The sequence below is a fragment of the Bacillus australimaris genome (assembly GCF_001307105.1).
GTDB lineage: Bacteria > Bacillota > Bacilli > Bacillales > Bacillaceae > Bacillus > Bacillus australimaris.
The window spans coordinates 247,281-267,148 of the sequence record NZ_LGYN01000023.1; the positions used below are offsets into that span (position 1 = coordinate 247,281).

General features: G+C 41.9%; 21 protein-coding genes. 7 read left to right on the plus strand and 14 right to left on the minus strand.

Going from position 1 to position 19,868, the window contains the following annotated elements:
* Positions 1–91 precede the first annotated feature (91 nt).
* Positions 92–1,402, minus strand: coding sequence for a PTS sugar transporter subunit IIC (locus tag AKG37_RS10645; protein WP_060698782.1), 1,311 nt, complete (start codon positions 1,400–1,402; stop codon positions 92–94).
* An 88-nt stretch (positions 1,403–1,490) separates the two neighbouring features.
* Complete coding sequence (locus AKG37_RS10650) at positions 1,491–3,449, minus strand: BglG family transcription antiterminator (protein ID WP_060698783.1); 1,959 nt, start codon at positions 3,447–3,449, stop codon at positions 1,491–1,493.
* A gap of 136 nt (positions 3,450–3,585) precedes the next feature.
* On the opposite strand from AKG37_RS10650, the gene AKG37_RS10655 reads away from it, so the two are divergent.
* Positions 3,586–3,798 carry a hypothetical protein gene (locus tag AKG37_RS10655; protein WP_237697723.1) on the plus strand — a complete coding sequence of 71 codons (213 nt, stop codon included), beginning with the start codon at positions 3,586–3,588 and terminating at the stop codon, positions 3,796–3,798.
* 48 nt (positions 3,799–3,846) lie between these two features.
* On the opposite strand, the gene AKG37_RS10660 is transcribed toward AKG37_RS10655, so the two are convergent.
* The 6 genes from AKG37_RS10660 to AKG37_RS10685 form a co-directional block, all read right to left on the minus strand.
* A complete protein-coding gene (locus AKG37_RS10660) occupies positions 3,847–4,272 on the minus strand; it encodes a YwqH-like family protein (protein WP_060698784.1) in 426 nt (141 codons plus the stop codon).
* A gap of 288 nt (positions 4,273–4,560) precedes the next feature.
* Positions 4,561–4,824: a YwqI/YxiC family protein gene (locus tag AKG37_RS10665; protein ID WP_060698785.1), complete on the minus strand. Its 264-nt coding sequence runs from the start codon at positions 4,822–4,824 to the stop codon at positions 4,561–4,563.
* 37 nt (positions 4,825–4,861) lie between these two features.
* Entirely contained in the window at positions 4,862–5,287 is a 426-nt protein-coding gene (locus tag AKG37_RS10670; RefSeq protein WP_060698786.1) for a YwqH-like family protein, read from the minus strand.
* Between the two features lie 295 nt (positions 5,288–5,582).
* Complete coding sequence (gene nhaC, locus AKG37_RS10675; protein WP_060698787.1) at positions 5,583–6,989, minus strand: Na+/H+ antiporter NhaC; 1,407 nt, start codon at positions 6,987–6,989, stop codon at positions 5,583–5,585.
* A gap of 144 nt (positions 6,990–7,133) precedes the next feature.
* Positions 7,134–8,555 carry an aspartate ammonia-lyase gene (aspA, locus tag AKG37_RS10680; RefSeq protein WP_060698788.1) on the minus strand — a complete coding sequence of 474 codons (1,422 nt, stop codon included), beginning with the start codon at positions 8,553–8,555 and terminating at the stop codon, positions 7,134–7,136.
* Between the two features lie 28 nt (positions 8,556–8,583).
* Positions 8,584–9,573, minus strand: a complete 990-nt coding sequence (locus AKG37_RS10685; protein WP_024427527.1) for an asparaginase — start codon at positions 9,571–9,573, stop codon at positions 8,584–8,586.
* 205 nt (positions 9,574–9,778) lie between these two features.
* Here AKG37_RS10685 and AKG37_RS10690 point away from each other — a divergent pair, with 205 nt between their 5' ends.
* Positions 9,779–10,126: a helix-turn-helix domain-containing protein gene (locus AKG37_RS10690; protein ID WP_039182556.1), complete on the plus strand. Its 348-nt coding sequence runs from the start codon at positions 9,779–9,781 to the stop codon at positions 10,124–10,126.
* Between the two features lie 63 nt (positions 10,127–10,189).
* Here AKG37_RS10690 and AKG37_RS10695 read toward each other — a convergent pair whose 3' ends face one another.
* The 5 genes from AKG37_RS10695 to AKG37_RS10715 form a co-directional block, all read right to left on the minus strand.
* On the minus strand, positions 10,190–10,654 hold the full coding sequence (locus tag AKG37_RS10695; RefSeq protein ID WP_060698789.1) for a helix-turn-helix domain-containing protein: 465 nt from the start codon (positions 10,652–10,654) through the stop codon (positions 10,190–10,192).
* 97 nt (positions 10,655–10,751) lie between these two features.
* A complete protein-coding gene (locus AKG37_RS10700; RefSeq protein WP_060698790.1) occupies positions 10,752–11,279 on the minus strand; it encodes a YfjD family protein in 528 nt (175 codons plus the stop codon).
* Positions 11,280–11,300: 21 nt separating this feature from the next.
* Positions 11,301–12,056, minus strand: a complete 756-nt coding sequence (locus AKG37_RS10705; protein WP_060698791.1) for a hypothetical protein — start codon at positions 12,054–12,056, stop codon at positions 11,301–11,303.
* A 12-nt stretch (positions 12,057–12,068) separates the two neighbouring features.
* On the minus strand, positions 12,069–13,265 hold the full coding sequence (locus AKG37_RS10710; RefSeq protein ID WP_060698792.1) for a DUF6861 domain-containing protein: 1,197 nt from the start codon (positions 13,263–13,265) through the stop codon (positions 12,069–12,071).
* Between the two features lie 4 nt (positions 13,266–13,269).
* Positions 13,270–13,593 carry a WXG100 family type VII secretion target gene (locus AKG37_RS10715; protein ID WP_060698793.1) on the minus strand — a complete coding sequence of 108 codons (324 nt, stop codon included), beginning with the start codon at positions 13,591–13,593 and terminating at the stop codon, positions 13,270–13,272.
* Between the two features lie 226 nt (positions 13,594–13,819).
* On the opposite strand from AKG37_RS10715, the gene pepT reads away from it, so the two are divergent.
* Both pepT and AKG37_RS10725 read left to right on the plus strand, forming a co-directional pair.
* Entirely contained in the window at positions 13,820–15,052 is a 1,233-nt protein-coding gene (pepT, locus tag AKG37_RS10720; RefSeq protein WP_060698794.1) for a peptidase T, read from the plus strand.
* Positions 15,053–15,340: 288 nt separating this feature from the next.
* Positions 15,341–15,520, plus strand: coding sequence for a hypothetical protein (locus AKG37_RS10725; RefSeq protein ID WP_060698795.1), 180 nt, complete (start codon positions 15,341–15,343; stop codon positions 15,518–15,520).
* Positions 15,521–15,603: 83 nt separating this feature from the next.
* Here AKG37_RS10725 and AKG37_RS10730 read toward each other — a convergent pair whose 3' ends face one another.
* Positions 15,604–16,281, minus strand: coding sequence for a DUF3298 and DUF4163 domain-containing protein (locus AKG37_RS10730; RefSeq protein ID WP_060698796.1), 678 nt, complete (start codon positions 16,279–16,281; stop codon positions 15,604–15,606).
* Between the two features lie 161 nt (positions 16,282–16,442).
* On the opposite strand from AKG37_RS10730, the gene AKG37_RS10735 reads away from it, so the two are divergent.
* The 3 genes from AKG37_RS10735 (at position 16,443) to AKG37_RS10745 (ending at position 19,821) form a co-directional block, all read left to right on the plus strand.
* Positions 16,443–17,300, plus strand: a complete 858-nt coding sequence (locus AKG37_RS10735; protein ID WP_193391709.1) for a MurR/RpiR family transcriptional regulator — start codon at positions 16,443–16,445, stop codon at positions 17,298–17,300.
* A gap of 199 nt (positions 17,301–17,499) precedes the next feature.
* Entirely contained in the window at positions 17,500–18,393 is an 894-nt protein-coding gene (gene garR, locus AKG37_RS10740) for a 2-hydroxy-3-oxopropionate reductase (protein ID WP_060698798.1), read from the plus strand.
* 6 nt (positions 18,394–18,399) lie between these two features.
* A complete protein-coding gene (locus AKG37_RS10745) occupies positions 18,400–19,821 on the plus strand; it encodes a four-carbon acid sugar kinase family protein (RefSeq protein WP_060698799.1) in 1,422 nt (473 codons plus the stop codon).
* Positions 19,822–19,868: the final 47 nt, after the last annotated feature.

Genomic DNA, 19,868 nt, shown 5'->3' on the forward strand with positions numbered 1-19,868 from the left:
CGCATATTTACGCAATAATGAAACATCGTTCTTCGCCTCACAGCCGAGTGAAGCTGGATCATCCAATTGCTTGTTCATCATTTCACTCCTTTTATTCTGAATCTGGTGCCGTTTCTGGCTTTCGGTTAGACAAGAGAACAAATGGTAAGTAGATGAAGACTGCCACCACAATACAGATGAGCTGTGTGATGACAGCTCCCATGCTGCCAGCGGTGGACAGCCATGCATTCACAATTGGCGGTGTCGTCCACGGCACCATCACAACCGCTTTTCCAGCAAATCCTGTAGCCGTCGCAATATAACCAATCGTACCTGTCACAAGCGGAGTGACGATAAATGGGATTGCCATCACAGGGTTTAACATGACGGGTAATCCAAAAATAACGGGTTCATTGATGTTGAATAGTCCGGGCCCGGATGAGAGCTTCGCAATACTTCGCATCTCTTCCCTTCTTCCAGCAATAAAAATCGCAATCAAAAGTCCAATGGTCACACCTGAACCCCCGATGCTCATATACACATCCCAAAACGGCATCGTGATAATATTCGGGATCTCTTTCCCCTCTTGAAATGCTGTCATATTCACGGCAATCGACCCTAATAAGAGCGGCTCTCGGATCGGCTTAATCATCTGGTTGCCATGGATGCCGATCACCCAGAAAAATTGCGCCACAAACATCAACGTTAAAATCCCAGGCAGCCCCTGTACAACACTTTCTAACGGGCGCTGCACCACGTTATACACGGCTTCATGTAAATAAATGCCTGTCAAACGATGAAATGCAAAGCCGAATGAACTAATGATCGTAATGGTAATAATCGATGGAAAAAGGGACGAAAAAGATGTTGCCACATTCGATGGAACCGAATCCGGCATCTTAATTTGAAGCCATTTCACCTCGGTCAGCTTACAAAAGATTTCCACAGATACGATCGCAATGATCATTCCTAAAAATAAACTTTTTGGATCGGAAAATTGTCTTGCCAATACGTCTACAACCTCACGCATCGATCCATCGACTTCAAGAAGAAGTGTCGTTGGAATAACAGATATAAATGAAATCAATGCCATCAACCCTGGGAACAGGGACTTGTGCCCGTTGATTTTCCCAAGCTCAATCCCAATGAGGAACACAGCCCCAATGGTTAAAAAGTTCAGCGTGGCATAATTGATTGCCTTCATAATAGGCTGAAGCTCTGCTAAAAACCTGAATATCTCAAAATGAGCAAGCCCTGTTTCTGGACTCATGATCATATTCGCCACCAATACAGCAAAAGCTCCTGTGATGATGATTGGCATCAGTGTGACAAATGCCTGTTTAATCGCCATAATATATTTCTGATTGGTGATACGATAAGCCACATGTCCCATGACGTCTGCCGCTTTCTCCTTAAAGTTCATGACCTGTCTCCCCCTTTGCAAAAACTCGTGATCATCCTCCTTTTGATGTTATTTTAAAAGCGCTTTCATTAACATCTAATCTTTTTCCTCACAGATGCGGAAATGGGTGTCTCGTATTTTGATTAGGCTGCTCCAATACGTGAAGTACTGCTGACAACTCCTCAAATGAAGTGGCCTTGATGAGTTGCTCCACCACTTCCTTCCGTTCGGTCAGCCGCACAAGAAATTGATAAAGCGACTGTAATTCTTTTTGATACGTCTTCTGGATGCTTAACAAACAAACGACTTGTACTCGATCTTCTCCCCACATCACCGGTTTTTTCAACGTACAGATTGCACAAAACGTGTCATCCGTTGCTGGCTTAATCGGATGAGGAATGGCTACCAAATGACCGAACGATGTGGGTGACACTTGCTCTCTTTCTAGCAATAATTGTTCAAACTCGTCCGGGATTCGATGTTGTTCCTTTAGCACGTTTACGAAAAATTGAAGAACCTCTTCCCTTGATTGAAGGTCTTGCTGAAAAAATGTCAGCGCCGGACTGACATACCGCAAAACTCCTGTATTCTGTGAATCCTGCACAAACCGTTTCAGCCGCACAATATCATCATCACTTAGAATCGTATGTACATCAATCACTGGCACCGGCAATATATTCTGCAGCGGAATGGTACTAATAATAAAATCAATGCTTCTCAAATCATAAGCAGAAAGCTCTCCTACGCTTGCGGTTCCAGCGATTTCAAGTCTTCCGCTAAAAGCTGCCGAAAGCTTATGAAGAAGGAGCTGACTGCTGGCGACACCCGTCGCACACACAATAAGACATGTCTTTCTCACATGCTGTGATTTTGTTCGTTCGATTGCAGCCCCAATATGGAGCGCCAAATACCCGATCTCATCCTCATGGATCTCAATCCCCTCTTTTTCTCTCAACCACCTGCCCATATAGACACCCGCTTCAAACGCAATGGGATAGTGCCTTTTAATCTCTGGTAAATAAGGGTTACGAATGTTCATATCGTATCTATAACGATGAATGGCGGAACGCAAATGAAGACTTAATCCAACAATCAGCTCCTTATCAAATTGAATATCAAGTGACATGTGCTCCTCTACATAAGCAAGCAAATGGTGAGTGAAACGAAAGTGATCTTCGTCTAGCAGGTGAAATAGCGTATGGCCGGCATCTCCATATGCCATCATCTTTGCTCCCATTAAATGAATCGCAATGTACGCCATTTCAGATAACGGAAATTCAATCGCTAATACACGGCGAATATCCTCTGCCATTTGCTTAGCCACTTTGAAAGCGGGCTGCACTTGAATCTCATTTAATTCCCTTTCTGGCATCATGACCAGCTTTTTCTCTTCAATTCGTTTGCAAGCGATGGCAATGTGGGTTACTAAATTACTTAAACCGATTTCTGACAGATGAAAACCAGTGGATTTTGTACGTGAGCGCACGATGTCCTGAATCAATTGATACGTTTCTTCAGGTAACAATGCAGAGTTCGCACGCTCCTGCTGAAACACATGCTCTGCCATACAATATCTTAATTTCATTTCATCCCCTGTCAGCCGCAGCCCATATTTAGGGCGATGCGACACAGAAAGTCCATGCAATGAAAACAAGTGCCTGACTGCTTTTAGATCATTTTTCACTGTCGATTCACTCACAAATAGTTCCTCTGCCAGCCCGTCTAATTTGATGTACTCTTCTGACAGAAGCAGCCTTTTCAATAAATAAGCCACACGATCTTCAGGCTGATTGGGAATGACCTGTTCCTTTTTGTCATTTCTTTCTCTCAGCGACTTTTTCAAAAATGTACGAAATGCCCCATAATCCTCGACAGTCAATGTATACCCTGCCCCGCGTTTAATATGTAGTACGGCTCCATGTTCTACTAAAATTGATTTAAGCGCTTTCATATCTGTTCGGATGGTTCGTGATGTGACTCCGATCACGCGGGCAATTTCTTCACTTGTCAGTTCCTGCTCCGCTTGCATCAAGCGTTTCAGGAGCTCCTCCTGACGTAAAGACAGCATGGGCTCTCCTCCCTTGGCATTTACTTTTGCCTATCATCATAAACGAAAATAGAACTCTTTGCCCAGTTTTTCTTTCAAATCGGGAACCATGATATGGCTCATTCGTATGAATAGAAAACTAGAGGAGGGATGCATCATGGGTTCTTTTATGTTTGTTGTCATCATCATATTGGTTTCTTTAGGAGCAATCAGTGCCCATTTGTTCACACCAAAGGATAAACGTACATCTGCTAAGCGTTCTGCACATCACAATTCAACGACAAGCACCTATACTGATTCGTATACTCATCACGCTTCTGATACCTCCTGCGGGGGTGATTCAGGTGATAGCGGCGGTGGGTGTGACTAAACAAAAAAGCAGCCGCTCACTTATGAGACGGCTGTTTCGTTTATGGGTTCAAAGAGCTTTCCAGCCCCGTTCTATTAAATGCTTAACATCATTTGCAAAATCCTCGCCCTTTTCCATCACGTCCTGAGCTCTTCCTGCAAAATTACTGGCAACAGCCAGTTCCATTTTTTTCAATTCAAAGTGTAAGATTTTTTGGTCAATTTCTGCTATATATTTTTCATATTCGTTGTTGACGATGTCGTGCATTACACTATAAGCGTCTTTCCGATGGCGATGAAAGTCGGTTCCTCTTTCACCTTTCCATGACGAATCTAGAGCGGGCTTCTTGATTTCCTTGCTATCCGACTGCGCAAGATCTTGTTCTGTTCGAATATTACTTTTGGCTGTCTTTAACCGAGAGATCATTTCGTCAAATTCTGCATGTTTGTTCTCAATTCCCATATGCAGATGGTCCAGCATCTCGGATAAACTCATGTCATCCACCTCTATCTGACCTCATACGAAAGCACGGCATCAGAGCCTTTGAAAACGATTGACTCACTTGATTTTTCCAATCCTGGCATTTCTATCGTTCTGCTTTCATTAAGTATAGTATAAGGTGAAAAGCCTTAGCCTTAAATAGGGAAAAGGTGTCCTTTTAGCCTCTCATTTGGAAGAAAAACGGAATAATACAAGGTCTTACACCCTTTATTTTATATGAGTCTTTTAGACTATAATTGATATCATGTCAATGTAACCCATAAATAAAAGCAATTGTGCTGATTATTTTGCAGCAATCGCTTCGTCCTGTTCTTTTAACGTTTTTACATTAGAGCGCGTGTCCTGAACATTTTTGATTAAGGCTTCTTTAAAGCTTGAAACCATTTCACTTACCTCTGCTTCACGTGCCGTCCACTTGGTCACAAATTCAAGGCTGTTTTCACCCGCTTTATCTGCTGCTTTTTTCATCGTTAAAGCTTCGACTGCTTGGGAGACTTCATCTAGTTGATCCATGACTGTTTGGTAGTTTAACTTAATTTGTCCCATTGTGATATCCTCCAGATTTGTTCAGCATGAAGACAGCTTACAAGCTGCTCCATGCTTTTGAGATCAAGCGTTTTGCATCCTCTACTGCGTCTTCTCCTTTTTCAGCAAGACGTGCGGCGTCTCCAGCTAAGGAGCTGGCAAAGGATAACGCAGCTTGTTCAGCTTCTAATGTACTGATTTTGAATTCGATGCGGCTTACGTAGCGTGGGTATTTATCATTCACGATCGTTTGCAGCGCATCATGTGCTTCATTTCGTTCTGTTTTGAAATCCTGGCTTCGCTCACCTTTCCAAGAGGTCCCAAGCTTTGGCTGCTTGATTTGCTTTAAATCTGTTTCTGCCGCATCTTGTTCACGTTCAACCTTGTTTTTCGCCTTTTTGAGCCGAGCAATTTTCTCTTCAATTTCTGCTTTTTTGTTTGAAATGCCACCGTTTAGGGCAGACAGCATATCCGATAAGCTCATATGGGTTCCTCCTCCTGTCAAAAAATAAAAACGCTGCTTAGAGTTCCTCTAAACGAGCGTAAGGTGAATGGCACTTTTTCCAATATTGTTATTATAAGGTTCAAAGACTCATGTTTGAATAGGTATTTGCGCCCTTTTTATGGGATAAATATGCTTTCAATCGGCACTACGTTCCACCTTTAGACCTCTTTTATAAAGGGCCTAAACTCCCGAACACCTGCTATATAATATATATAGTCTCTCGGTCCTAGGACAAACAAAAGCCGCCCAGTTAAGGAGCGGCTTTTGCAAAGGCTTATGAAGCTGATTCTTCTCTTTCCTCTTGATCTTTCACGTACCAAATGAATTTTCCTGTATATCCGTAAATGATCGCAAGACCAATGGCGACAAAGCTCAACCACATAAATGGTAAATAAGAGAATGTCGAGACGCCAAGAATTCCTGCCATGTAAATTCCGTTATCTGACCATGGCACCATTCCAGACGTAAGCGTACCACCGACCTCAGAGTTTCTAGACATCACACGTCTGTCTAATTTTAATTTATCATAACTCTTCTCCATAATTTTCGGCGTTAAGATCAATGATACGTACATCGCACAGCCAAAAATGTTTGCAAAGAATGCAACAAGAATGGTCGACAGTGTCACATTCCCTGCATTGTGCAGCTTTTTCTCAAAGGTTGAGACAATGACTTTCAATACACCCAGATGTTCCAATACTCCCCCAAAACCGAGCCCAAGGATAATCACAACCAAAGAGCCAAGCATATTGACCATTCCACCGCGATTTAGCAGTTGGTTCAGGAAGTCTACATCTGATTGAATTGAAAATCCATTGTATGCTGTACCGATTGCATCACCTGGATTCATTCCTTGAAATGCAAATGCCCAGATAGCTCCAAATAACGCGCCGATCGCAATCACCGGCAGAGCAGGTTTTTTCATCACCAATAAAACAACAACAATCACAGCTGGAATAAGCATCCACACATTAATTTGAAATGTATCAAGCAAAGCATTCTTTAAGAAGGATACCTTCTCTTGATCAATATTGCGTCCTCCATAGATAAAGCCAGTCACTGTAAACATAATGGCGGTAATAATGAAGGAAGGTATGGATAACACCATCATTGCTCTCACATGCGCCAGCACTTCCACCTTTGATAAGGACGAGGCTAAAACTGTACTATCTGAAAGTGGAGAGAGCTTGTCCCCAAAATATGCACCTGACAATACGGCACCAGCTACGATTGGGAGTGGAATCCCTAAACCTTCACCAATGGCAATCATGGCAATACCAGCTGTACCAACTGTTCCCCAAGACGTACCTGTAGCGACAGACATAATGGCACAAATAATAAGTGTCGCCAGTAAAAAGATATTCGGATGAATAAATTCAAGACCATAATAGATCAGTGTCGGTACAACTCCGCCAGCGATCCAAGTACCAATTAAAGCACCAACAGCAAGTAAAATCAAAACGGCTTCAAGGCCATTCGATATCCCTTTTGTAATAGCACCTTGTAAATCCTTATAAGCATGTCCTAAATGAAGACCAAGCCCAATTGCTAGAAACCATGAAATAAATAAGGCCAGTTGAATATCTAAGTCAAAATAAATAGTAAATGAAAGGACAATCGCTAAAAATAAACCTAATACCGCGATGACCTCCATCATAGATGGCAAGCGAACCGATTTCAATGTTGTTTCCTCCCTTTGTGCGTGCGTTAAGCGTTTTCAAAATATTGTGAAAAAAGTATGTCAATTCGAAAGAATGTGAATTGCCTGTTTTTCTCTTTTTCACAGGCAATTCATCATTTTAATAAAATAAAATTTTTGATATTATTATCGCTCTAGGAGCTCTGCACCCGCAATGCCAGGCTTTGTCATCTCGTATGGATTTAAGATAATATCAAGTTCTTCTTCCGTTAAAACATCATTTTGCAAGCAAAGATCTCTAATCGATTGACCTGTTAAAATCGCTTCTCTTGCAATTCTAGCAGCTGCTTCGTAGCCTAAGTGAGGGTTCACGGCAGTGATCACGCCTGCACTTTTTTCTACATATTCTTTTAAACGTTTTTCATTTGCTTCAATGTCTACTAAGCAATGATCTGTGAATGAGCGGAATCCGTTATTCATTATACTAATAGATTGAAGCAAGTTAAACACCAGAACAGGCTCCATCACATTTAACTCAAGCTGGCCTGCTTCAGAGGCAAGACAGATGGTATGGTCGTTCCCAATGACCTGAAATGCAATTTGGTTAATGAGCTCTGCCATGACTGGATTGACTTTCCCAGGCATAATGGATGATCCAGGCTGACGAGCTGGCAATGCAATTTCAGCAAGACCTGCACGCGGACCAGATGCCATGAGGCGAAGGTCGTTGGCAATCTTAGACATGTTCATCATGCATACTTTTAATGCAGCAGATACTTCTGTGTACGCATCTGTATTTTGCGTCGCATCCACAAGATGCTCTGCTCCTACAAGCGGAAGACCAGAAATATCAGCGAGCTTTTTCACCACGATTTCAATATAACGAGGATCTGCATTTAAGCCTGTCCCAACAGCTGTCGCACCCATATTGACTTCATATAAATGCTGCTTTGATTGGTTGATCCGTTTAATATCACGGCTGAGCACACGGCTGTATGCTTCAAATTCCTGTCCCAAACGAATTGGCACCGCATCCTGCAAGTGCGTACGACCCATTTTGATGACATGATCGAATTCCTTTGCTTTCTTTTTGAATACGTCCTGCATCACTTGCATCGTCTCAAGTAAAATGTCTAACTGCTTGAGCACAGCGATATGGATAGCTGTTGGAAATGAATCATTCGTTGATTGCGACATGTTCACATGTGTGTTTGGACTTAAATGAATGTATTCACCTTTTTGATGTCCCATGATTTCTAACGCTCTGTTTCCAATGACTTCATTGGCATTCATGTTCATTGAAGTACCTGCGCCGCCTTGAATTGGATCGACAATGAAATACTCATGGAGTTTGCCTTCAATGACTTCATCAGACGCTTGAACAATAGCATTTCCAATTCCTTCATATAAACGTCCAACTTCCATATTGGCTTGAGCTGCTGCTTTTTTCACGATGGCAAAGGCTCTAATTAGTTCCTCGTGCATCCGATATCCAGTAATCGGGAAGTTCTCCTTTGCACGAAGGGTTTGAACCCCATAATACACGTCTGCTGGAATTTCTTTTTCACCAAGAAAATCCTTCTCATAGCGATAAGTTGCTTGAACCATCTCTTATGACCTGCTTTCTATAGAATAGTTAAATCACTAAATCTTCTGCGATTGGCGTTTCCATAATCTTTTTCACTTCTCTAGGATCTGTTGTTTTGCCCAATGCCCACATGAGTTTCGGCACAATTGCTTCTGTGTTCATGTTTCTTGAACGTGCCACAAGTTCTTGATTGATCTTGCGTCCTACTTCATACACACTCATGTCTTCTCCTTCTTCAAGACACTGAGTTGTGATGACAACAGAAATGCCTTCTTCGAGCAGTTCGTTGATCTTTTCTAAAAGGTTTCTTCCTTCAAAAGGAATTCCGCCGCTGCCGTAGCTTTCAATGACAACACCTTTGTACATGCTTTTGACAGCATCTAAAAACTCAGGCTTCAGACCTGGATGCAGTTTTAATAGACAAACATCTGTGTTCAAGGATGCATCTAATTTAAGCGGTTTCATTGGTGTTCTTTTTACTTTGCTATTGTATTCAATTTGATGATTTTCAATTGATGCAATATATGGGTAGTTGATGCTTTCAAATGCATCATAGCTTTTTGTTCTTAGTTTAATCGCACGTGTTCCTTGGATGACCCTGCCATCAAATACGACATACACGCCGCCAACACCGTCACATGCAAAACGAATCGCATCTGTGATATTTTTCTTCGCATCTGTTTTCTTAAAAGTAATCGGAATTTGTGAACCTGTAATCACGATCGGCTTATCAGGATTTTGCAGCATATAAGACAGCGCTGCTGATGTATAGGCCATTGTATCGGTTCCATGAGTAACGACAAACCCGTCATACTGATCATAATTCTCATAAATGGCTGTTGCGATATCTACCCAATATTCAGGCTGCATATTTGTACTATCTATACTCATTAGGGACTTTGTGTCCATTGTGTATTCTGCATTAATTTCGTTTAAATAGCTCAAAAGATCCTCAGCTTTAACACCTGGAGCTAAACCATTCTCACTCTCTACAGATGCAATCGTCCCACCAGTCGTTAAAAGCAATAATTTCTTCAACAGGTCCACCTCTTTCGTAAAATTACTCCGTTTGTCACACATATTATAAGCTAGCTTGTGCTATTCTATAATATACGCTTTACGCGTACCTTCATTGCCATTATAGTCACATAACGCGAATTAATCAAGAAATTGTTACGCATAACGCGTACATTCTATGTCAAAATATGATATACTGTTGTTGTAAATAAAGGAGCGTTCATGAATGATACTCGATCGTTTAACCACACTTAGAAAAAAGAAAAAATGGTCTCTCCAGCATACGGCAGATCGCCTAGGTATCGCCAAAAGCACCTATGCCGGTTACGAATCTGGGTACCGACGACCTTCGCTTGAAGCAGTGAAGCTGCTGGCTGATTTGTATGATACGTCCATTGATTTTTTACTTGGTAGAACGGACGAGCCAGAGATCCAACGCAAAATCTCTGATATCAAAATTGAACTGACGGAAGCAAAAGAAGGAACCATCCACGTAGACGGCGTTCCCCTAAATGATGAAGAAATCAAACAGCTTGTTGCCTTTATTCGGGCGAAAAACACTCTAAAAGTATAAACACAGAAAAGAGAGGCCCCTATCAAACGGGTGCCTCTCTTTCCTTTTCCAACCAGCTGCTGATCAATATGGAGAAGACAGCTGGCTTAATTCCTCTAGCCGCCGCTTCGCTTCTTCCTTATTAAACGAACTATAATAGCGATAATTCTCATCATCTAAGATGCGATAATGCTGACTGAGCACATTTTGCTGAAGGCGAAACGTGCCTTTTTTGACAGACGTTCTCCACCAAACTTTTCCGCCAATCGTACGCTCAACTGATAGATTCAATTCATCATGTGCCACAACTTCCAAAATCTCAAGCGGGTCATCCCCTAGTGTTCCTTGTAAAATGTCACTATCCCTGAATAATGCACATACGGCCGCAGATTGCGTCCAGTTGAGACGCAGCCTGTTTTTTTCAACCTGCTGTAAATGCCGTTTCGATAAACCAAGTACCTCCGCCATACGATCTTGCGTATAATTCTTTTCTTTTCGAATTCGTGCCATTTGTTCTGTGACGAGGTCGATTACCATCTCTTTATCCATCTCTCATCACCTCTTCAGTGTTCAGTCTTTACTGACATCATACACGATTTTTTTGAAAAAGTGGCGCTTCAACCTATTGAATCATGACAAAAACAGCTTAGTCGACCTTCTCTTCTACCTGGCCATGCTGCTGCCTCCAGTTCTCTTGGGCTGTCTGATTTAAATATGGATAAATCTCGTGTTTGACGGTTTGCTCAAATACTTCTTCATCCAAAATACTGTATGCTGGAATTTTGATCAATTTCCCATCTAATTTTCGAATGAGTACATCCATAAAGAGAAATCCTCTGATACTATACCGGTGCCTGCGCATATCAATTGATTGAATGTCTCGAAAAGGGATGGTTTGCTCCCGATGAAGCACAGCACCATTCTCTCCACGCTGAATGCGAAGAATCACATTTCCTCTCTTCGTAAAAGCAGGCAGAATCATCAAAAAGGAAATCCAGCCATAGACAATACCTAATAGTCCGCCTAAAAATAAAAACAATGTATAATTCGATTCAAATGTAAGAGCTTCTGAAAATAACCAAATACCGATAATACCGAAGCCGCCCGTCGCTAAGAATGCCCATACTCTTAAAAAGGGTCTGCTCCTCACTTCTATTACTTCACTTGGATTCAAGCGTCATTCTCCTTTTCTCCATTAGAATATAGAACGTAACCCGTCTCTATAAGCCGTCTCAATGCGAAATTCATTTTCTTTTATTCCTGATACAAGCCATGATCGTTTCTCACCTGGAATGACAAATATCATGGACTCCACGTCAGGGGTATTATTTTTGTCATAGACGACCTTCATGAGGGAGTCCATCTTTCCTCTTCTCGTCTGTACATCAGAAACAAATGCCTTCACAAGCTCTTGATTCTCCGCTTTATTCAGGAAGGATGGCCACTCATTTTTCGCTTCGCTTGCTTGCTCTAATAGCATCTCAAATTCCTCTGCTTGCAGGCTGATAACAGGCTCAGGGTAATCATTCATCTGTATGTTAAAAAAGGCAGTGACTTGCTCCTCTACCTGTTCGTCGTTCAGTTTACGAATCTGATGTACTTGTTGATCATATAGCGTATGATGCGCATATACACCCGCCTGTGTCGTGTGAAAGGAAGTACTGACTTCTTCATCTGAGTCTCCAAATTTAGACACCTTGATCGTGTGAGAGGCATCATTCATCGCCTGAATAAAATGACGGTATTCCGCTTTATAACGATATTGTCTGTTTCGAAATTCCAGTACACCTTTTGCAAGCAAAGAACGGCAGGCAATTTCAAATAAAAAACCAAGGCGCTCATCCTCTACTTCAGGATAATAGGCCTCCTTTAAGGACATACCTTGTTCAAAATAGCCTTCACTGTAAAAACTAAAGATGAGTTCCTCAATACTTAGGCTTAGCTGATCCAACTTGATCTCTCCTTATCCAAAAGAAAATGCACCCTTAAAGAAATCGCCTGCACCCTTTATGAGCGAATCTGCGGTTTCTTTTGTTTTTTCTATCCCTTTATGTATCACCTGATTGGCCTGATCAATGGTGTCATTGACTGCTTTTACACCTTGACCCGCCAGTTCAAATGCTTTCTTCCCTTTATCCACGACCGCATGAATCGGGTCCTTTAATTTCACCGCAACTTGTTCAGCAAATCCAGATGTCAGCTTGGCAACTTTTTCACCAATAAATCCACCTACTGCTGAACCAATGGCTCCGCCAACAACAGTTCCAATCGGGCCTGCAAAGCTCCCTAGAGCGCCCCCGACAACGGCACCTGCGACAGATCCACCAGCGATAAAGACTGTATTGTTCACTGCATTTCCAACAGCTTTTGCATTTTCACGTTTGAGGACTTCTGGCTGATCACCGAATTCTGCATAGTTCTCGGCAATTTTCAATCCACAGCCAACCGTTTCTGTTGCACCAGTGACAACCGTTGCAATGATAGCATTTCCTTTCGCAAATCTTGCACCATTTTTCAGAACAGACTTAATAGCAGCCGTGTCCTTCCAATTGATACTTCCTTTTGTAAAATCACGGACACTGTTCGTGAACGCAACTGTATCGCTAGGATAAAATTTTGTGAATTTCTTATGGACCAAATCAGCCATCGACCAGTTCGATCTTTTTAATAATTCTTTTTTACTCAGCCATATCCTTGCTAGCCGGTCAAATCTCGTTCCTTCTACCCGGCTCGTCAGATCAAGCAGCAGCCTTGAATGTTGCGCTGCATATCGGCCATTCTCTTTAATGAAGGTCGTCATTCCAAGCCCATAATATTTCGCCTGCATCATTACGATACCAGCTAAGCTTGTGAGTGTACCATATTGATCATAGATGCTGTACATTTTCCGCAAGATATCATCCGCTTCGACCATTTTATCTGTTGCATGACGAATCGCAATATCATCACTGCTCAATTTGCTGATGAGTGCTTGTCCTGCCCCCCATGCATCCCCGACACCAGAAAAACAGCTTCTATACCGAGGATCACAGCCTAAAATCAGACCATCCAGTTCACTATGTAAATCGCGGTGCTTCGTTTCAATGGCAGACAGCTCACCTACAACATCATTCGCCAGTCCTGTCAGCTGATCTGGATCAACCACAATGTCACGTGCCATCACATCATCTCCCTTCTCGGTTTCTTTCTCTCCGTTCTTCTCGTCTCTTTCGCTCAAGTTCTTCCATTCGGGCAATTTCAGCTTTACGCTCCTCGATTTTGACCGCTGCATCCCGCAGTTCCTGACTTGTTTCAAGCAAGTCCTGTTCAAATTGATCATAGCGAGCCGTTGTTTCTTCAAAGCTTTGATCAAATTTATTTCTTGCTTCTCCCTGCCAGCCTGACCCTACTGCCTTCAGCCGATTCTCCAGCAGCTGCTTTGACTGCCGAATCTCATCAGCCGCTTCCTGAAACTTTTGAGCGAGTGCCAGCGTTTGACTAGAATCCAACTTTCGCACCCCTTTCTCCCAATTTAACGTACAAATGGATGATTTTATATGTCCTCATTATAAATAAAAAGACACCCAAAAAAATCACCCTAAAGAACCATTCAGCACATCACCTAATGAAAGTAGGCCTTTTTCCTCTCTAATTGCCAGAGAAAGCCTTTCTTGTTATGAAGCGCATTCAAGACGTGATAAAATGAACGTATTCTACAAAAGGAGTGACGTATAGATGAAAGAGGAAATGATTCAGCGTTTCACGAGTTATGTGAAGGTAGATACGCAGTCGGATGCAGAAAAGGAAAGCTGCCCATCTACTGAAGGACAATTGAACTTAGCAAGACAGCTTGTTGAAGAGATGAAATCTATTGGGATTCAAGAAGTGACAATGGATGAAAACGGCTATGTCATGGGAACGATTCCTTCTAACACAGACAAAGACGTGCCGACCATTGGCTTCCTGGCTCATATCGACACAGCCACTGACTTCACTGGCAAAAATGTAAAACCGCAGCTTCACGAAAACTATCAAGGCGGCGACATTACATTAAATGAAGATCTACATATCGTTTTATCTCCAAAACAGTTTCCAAATTTACAAAAGTACCAAGGACATACGTTGATCACGACAGATGGCACAACCCTGCTTGGTGCAGATAACAAAGCAGGTATCGCAGAAATTATGACTGCTATGCATTACCTGATTGAGCATCCAGACATCAAGCACGGAAAGATTCGCGTAGCCTTTACGCCTGATGAAGAGATTGGCAGAGGACCGCACAAGTTTGATGTTGATGCCTTTGGTGCTTCCTATGCTTACACCATTGACGGCGGACCGCTTGGCGAGCTGCAATATGAGAGCTTTAACGCAGCAGGCGCGAAGGTATCAATTAAAGGAAACAACGTCCATCCAGGTACAGCAAAAGACAAAATGGTCAGCGCTGCGAAAATTGGGATGCTCTTTCATAACAAACTTCCATCTGACGAATCTCCGGAGTATACAGAAGGCTATGAAGGCTTTTTCCATCTGACGAAGTTTGTAGGGGAAGTAGAAGAGGCTGAGCTGCAATATATTATCCGTGATTTTGATAAAGAGAAATTCAACAACCGCAAGGCACAGTTTGAAAAAATAGCAAGTGACTTAAAAGCCATCTATGGTGAAAACAGCATCACTCTTAGCATTCAGGATCAATATTATAATATGAGAGAAAAAATTGAGCCGGTAAAACATATTGTGGACATTGCCCATGAAGCCATGGAAAATCGTTCAGTCACACCTGTCATCGAACCCATCCGCGGCGGCACAGATGGCTCCCAGCTTTCATATAAAGGCCTCCCAACGCCAAACATCTTTACTGGCGGGGAAAACTTCCACGGGAAATATGAATTTATTTCTGTTGAAAACATGGTGAAAGCAACAGAAGTCATCGTTGAAATCGCCCGTTTATTTGAAGAAAAAGCATAAACATGTTTACAACCGTTCCTGTTCGGGAACGGTTTTTTAATAAAAGTTTACAATTTTCTGAAACTTTTATGACACTTAATCGTACTAATAGAGACAACCCCAGAAAAATTCTTCTTGACGAGTGAAATAACTGGAAATATAATAGTTAAAAACAACCAGTATTTTAGTCCTAATTTAGCAGATCAAATAAACCTTAAGAACTAACCCGAATCTGCTGCATATTTTCAGTTATAAACATCACTCACCCTGTCTACACTGAAAGAATAGGATGAATTGGAGGAATGTCATATGATGATTTTATTGATTATCGCTTCACTTTGCTGCTACTTACTATTCTCTTTCAAAAAAGATAACCGCACCCAAAAAAGAAAAAGCGCAGAGCTTTCGGAGTTTGAAATCTTTCGTATGCGCCGCCACTACAACGGAAAACGCCGTCACCCACTAAACAATGCACCCAAACAAGTATAAATCCCAAAAAAGAGCCTCTTGAGGGGCTCTTTTTATTTGAATCAACAGCAAAAAACGACCACTAAATCTGGTCGTTTTTCTTTTTATTTATACACCTTCGCAGGGACTTGAATCATAGGAATTCCTACATAGTACGGTGAAATTTCATATGGCTGGAAGACAACAGCAATTCCCTTTTTCGTGAAGTAATACTGCGTGTTATAGTTGATTTCAATGTCACTTTTTTTCAGGTTCGAAAAGAATTTGCTTTTATGTTTCTTTGTGTAGTTATAAATATAATCTCTTACTTTCGTACGCTTTTTCTTTGTTTTCACAACGTCTGTCAAGAACAGCTGCTTTGTTTTTTTCTTTGTTAACACATAGTTCATGCTGGAAACCATCGTATCCCCATGCATGCTGCCATCATTCATGTAGTCATAGTTTAAGATACTTAGTTTCTTCCCATTGTTAAATTTCGTTTTAAACGATCTCTCGTACGTGATCTTCCCATAGCCTTCCTTTTTCGCTTCGTCCTTTAAGAACAAGTAAGTAGAATAAGAGAAGGCAATATCTTCTTTTAAATCACGATTGATGGTTTTCATATGCGCCTTGCTTAGGTTTTTCACCTGTGGATATTTAAACGTTTTTTTCTTTTTATAATAGTGTGTGCTTACTTTTGCTTTTTTTGCTTGTTTGGCATCGGCCGATCCAACTGGTGCAAACAACGAAACAATTAGTGAGAAAATGAGCAGGCTGATCGTTAGGCCTTTTTTCATCGTCATAGTAAAAACCCCCATTTTTGTCTATTACCAATCGAGTATACCATGACAAAAGAACCAAAAGAAGGATTTTTTACATATTATTCTTTCTTTTTCCACATCGGGTTTGTTTACCGTTTTTATAAGTTCCTGTATGCTTAATGTAGAATGCTAGATGAAGTGTGGTGTTTATCATAGAAGAGAATATTTTTAGTCACATTCGGACGACATTCCATAGTTTGTCCCCGACCCAGAAAAAGATTGCCAATTACATTTTAGAAAACCCTCAGAAAGTTGTGCTTCATTCCATTAGTGCTCTCGCTGCTGAATGCAACACAAGTGAAACGACGATTTTTCGTTTTCTACGAAAAATTGGCTATGAATCGTATCAAGTGTTTCGTGTCCATGTTGCACAGGATATCGCGACCAATACGCCTCAATCCATATACGGCGAGATCGAGGCATCCGATAGTGTAGCTGACATTAAACATAAGGTCATAGAGTTAACAACAAACTCTATTCAAGACATGAAGCATATTTTAGAAGATCATGCCGTGACACAATTCATTGAACACATGAAACAGGCACATAAAACCGTCTTTTTTGGAGCAGGTGCGTCCAGCTTTATTGCTGGAGATGCTTATCATAAGTTCCTGCAGCTTGGTTTTGAAGTGAGTCTATGCAGTGATCCACACATGATGAATATGATTGCAACACACGCCACTGAACACGATTTTATCGTCGCGATCTCCCATTCAGGAGAGAGTAGAGAAATTCTTGACGCCGTACAGTTTGCAAAAGAAAAAGGGGCAAAAATTGCCTCTATCACCAGCTATCCGAAATCAGAGCTCGCAAAGCGATCTGACTTTCATTTGCTCAGTTCTTCCAGAGAGACAACCTATCGATCGGACTCTATGATCTCCCGTATCAACCAGCTTGTGATCATTGATGTACTATATGTCAACGCTGTTCTAGAACTAGGATCAAATGCCATTGAAAACGTGAAACGATCTCGATTAGCTGTAGCTAAAAATAAAACATGAACGAAAAAGACCGGAGCTGTTTTCCGGTCTTTTTTTGTGACTTTTATCATATTTTTCGTTGACACGTTCCTATCATGTCATGTACATTAAATGAACAATAGTTTATTTCCTACTATTAATTTATAAAGATAGTATATATACTAACAAAATGAAAAGAAAGCGCTTTTTGTAAGGGTTTTCTATATAGGAGGCGGACAACGTGACAAAAAAGATTGGATTCATTGGACTAGGTATTATGGGAAAACCTATGGCACTCAATCTATTAAAAGCCGGTCATACTGTGACTGTTTTTGACCTGAATGAGAAAGCCATTCGAGCGTTACAAGAAGCCGGAGCAAAAGGTGCTATGTCAGCTGCTGAGGCAGCTTCTGAAAGCGATATCATCATTACAATGCTTCCTAAAGGAGAGCATGTAGAAGCAGTCGTTTCAGGTGATCATGGCATTTTAACGACAGCTAAACCTGGCACAGTGATCATAGATATGAGCTCAATTTCTCCTGTTACTTCCAGGGCATTAGCTTCTCTCACAAAACAGCATCAGGTGGAGTTTATCGACGCACCCGTCAGCGGCGGAGAACCGAAGGCAATAGACGGAACACTTGCCATCATGGCTGGCGGCGAAGAAGTCATCTTTGAGCAAGTAAAAGATGTCCTGCTTGCGATGGGCACAGAGGTCGTATTAGTCGGACCGAATGGAAGCGGAACAACAGCAAAGCTTGCCAATCAAATTATCGTCAACTTAAATATTGCTGCCATGTCCGAGGCACTCGTTCTTGCTGCTAAATCGGGCATTGCCATAGATAAAATGTATGAAGCGATCCGCGGCGGGCTGGCTGGAAGCGCCGTTCTCGACGCAAAGGTTCCTCTTATCTTAGAACGAAACTTTGAACCTGGCGGACGCATCGACATCAACTTAAAAGATTTAACCAATGTCATGGAAACAGCTCATGATATCGGTGTTCCTCTCCCGCTTTCTAGTCAACTGCTCGAAATCTTCCACGCCCTCAAAGCAGACGGAAAATCTGGGCTTGACCATGGCGGTATCGTTCAATATTACGAAAAAATGGCTCATGTCGAAGTGAAGAAAGGATGAGGTGTCATGAAGCAAAGCACTGACATACTGAATGCCATTCCGAGCGCGGATTCAAAGGCCATTCAAACAGCATACGAACAAGCATTAAGCAGCTTTCAGCATAAAGTCATTGTATTAGACGATGATCCAACAGGGATTCAAACTGTACATGGCGTCTCTGTTTTCACCGATTGGTCAGAAGAAAGCATTGAAGCTGGTTTTCTTGAAGACAACCGCATGTTCTTTATACTGACCAATTCTCGCAGTATGACAGAGAAAGAAACTGCCGCTGCGCACGAAACCATCGCAGCAACCATTGTAAAGGTGGCTGAACGGCTTAATCAGGATTTCATCATTGTCAGCCGAGGGGATTCTACTCTTCGCGGACACTTCCCTCTTGAAACTGAAGTACTCAGAGCGACCATTGAACAACGGAGCTCCCGCCAGTTCGATGGAGAGATCCTTCTTCCTTTTTTCCAAGAAGGTGGACGCTTTACGATCAACAATATTCATTACGTACAGGAAGGACACGAATTAATTCCTGCTGGTGACACAGAATTTGCGCGAGACCGTACATTCGGTTTTCAGTCCTCTCACCTTGGAGAATGGATTGAAGAAAAGTCAGACGGATTGTTCACAAAAGAGAACACCACCTACATCTCGTTAGATGATCTACGGGCTTTACGCATTGGGCAAATCAAACATCAGCTCATGAGTGTGAAGGATTTCAAAAAGGTAGTTGTAAACGCTGTAGACTATGACGATGTCAAAGTCTTTGTCACAGCTCTCATTGAAGCCATTCAAGCAGGACAGCAGCTGATGTTCAGAAGTGCGGCGGCGCTCACGAAGGTACTAGGCGGTATAGGTAATCAAGCATTATTAACAAGAGATGACTTGATACAAGAAGAAAGCCCGCACGGTGGTCTCATTATGATCGGTTCTCACGTAAAAAAAACAACAGAACAATTAAATGCGCTTCAGCAAAATAAAGAGTTGGCTTTTATTGAATTTAATACACACCTCGTGTTAGAGCCGGAAGCCTTTCACAAAGAAATTGACCGCGTCATTCAGCAAACTGAAACGCTGTTAGCATCAGGTCAATCTGTGGCTGTTTATACAAGAAGAGAACGGCTTGATCTTGGGGATGGTCGTCAAGAGGAAGAATTAAAGCTCTCTGTACAGATTAGTGATGCTGTAACAAGCATTGTCCAGCGTCTCACTATTCGTCCTAAGTATCTCATTGCCAAAGGCGGAATTACCTCCAGCGATATTGGAACAAGAGGACTTAGCGTGAAACGTGCGACCGTGGCAGGTCAAATCAAACCTGGTATCCCCGTTTGGAAAACAGGAGAAGAAAGTAAATTTCCTTTCATGTCTTATGTGATTTTCCCGGGAAATGTTGGGTCGAAGGATACGTTAAAAGAAGCTGTAGATATACTTGAAGGATGAAGCATAGGGGGTGTTTGTGCCCCCTGATGCACCACAAAGGAGGAAAG

What these genes read in the sequence shown, in the direction of transcription:
- AKG37_RS10730 (WP_060698796.1), bottom strand. Translation starts at nt 16,281, where the DNA reads ATGACGATGAAAAAAGGCCTAACGATCAGCCTGCTCATTTTCTCACTA.
- aspA (WP_060698788.1), bottom strand. Translation starts at nt 8,555, where the DNA reads ATGGTTCAAGCAACTTATCGCTATGAGAAGGATTTTCTTGGTGAAAAA.
- AKG37_RS10665 (WP_060698785.1), bottom strand. Translation starts at nt 4,824, where the DNA reads ATGGGACAAATTAAGTTAAACTACCAAACAGTCATGGATCAACTAGAT.
- AKG37_RS10650 (WP_060698783.1), bottom strand. Translation starts at nt 3,449, where the DNA reads ATGCTGTCTTTACGTCAGGAGGAGCTCCTGAAACGCTTGATGCAAGCG.
- AKG37_RS10690 (WP_039182556.1), top strand. Translation starts at nt 9,779, where the DNA reads ATGATACTCGATCGTTTAACCACACTTAGAAAAAAGAAAAAATGGTCT.
- AKG37_RS10660 (WP_060698784.1), bottom strand. Translation starts at nt 4,272, where the DNA reads ATGAGTTTATCCGAGATGCTGGACCATCTGCATATGGGAATTGAGAAC.
- AKG37_RS10695 (WP_060698789.1), bottom strand. Translation starts at nt 10,654, where the DNA reads ATGGATAAAGAGATGGTAATCGACCTCGTCACAGAACAAATGGCACGA.
- AKG37_RS10725 (WP_060698795.1), top strand. Translation starts at nt 15,341, where the DNA reads ATGATGATTTTATTGATTATCGCTTCACTTTGCTGCTACTTACTATTC.
- AKG37_RS10670 (WP_060698786.1), bottom strand. Translation starts at nt 5,287, where the DNA reads ATGAGCTTATCGGATATGCTGTCTGCCCTAAACGGTGGCATTTCAAAC.
- AKG37_RS10745 (WP_060698799.1), top strand. Translation starts at nt 18,400, where the DNA reads ATGAAGCAAAGCACTGACATACTGAATGCCATTCCGAGCGCGGATTCA.
- AKG37_RS10645 (WP_060698782.1), bottom strand. Translation starts at nt 1,402, where the DNA reads ATGAACTTTAAGGAGAAAGCGGCAGACGTCATGGGACATGTGGCTTAT.
- AKG37_RS10655 (WP_237697723.1), top strand. Translation starts at nt 3,586, where the DNA reads ATGGGTTCTTTTATGTTTGTTGTCATCATCATATTGGTTTCTTTAGGA.
- AKG37_RS10710 (WP_060698792.1), bottom strand. Translation starts at nt 13,265, where the DNA reads ATGGCACGTGACATTGTGGTTGATCCAGATCAGCTGACAGGACTGGCG.
- pepT (WP_060698794.1), top strand. Translation starts at nt 13,820, where the DNA reads ATGAAAGAGGAAATGATTCAGCGTTTCACGAGTTATGTGAAGGTAGAT.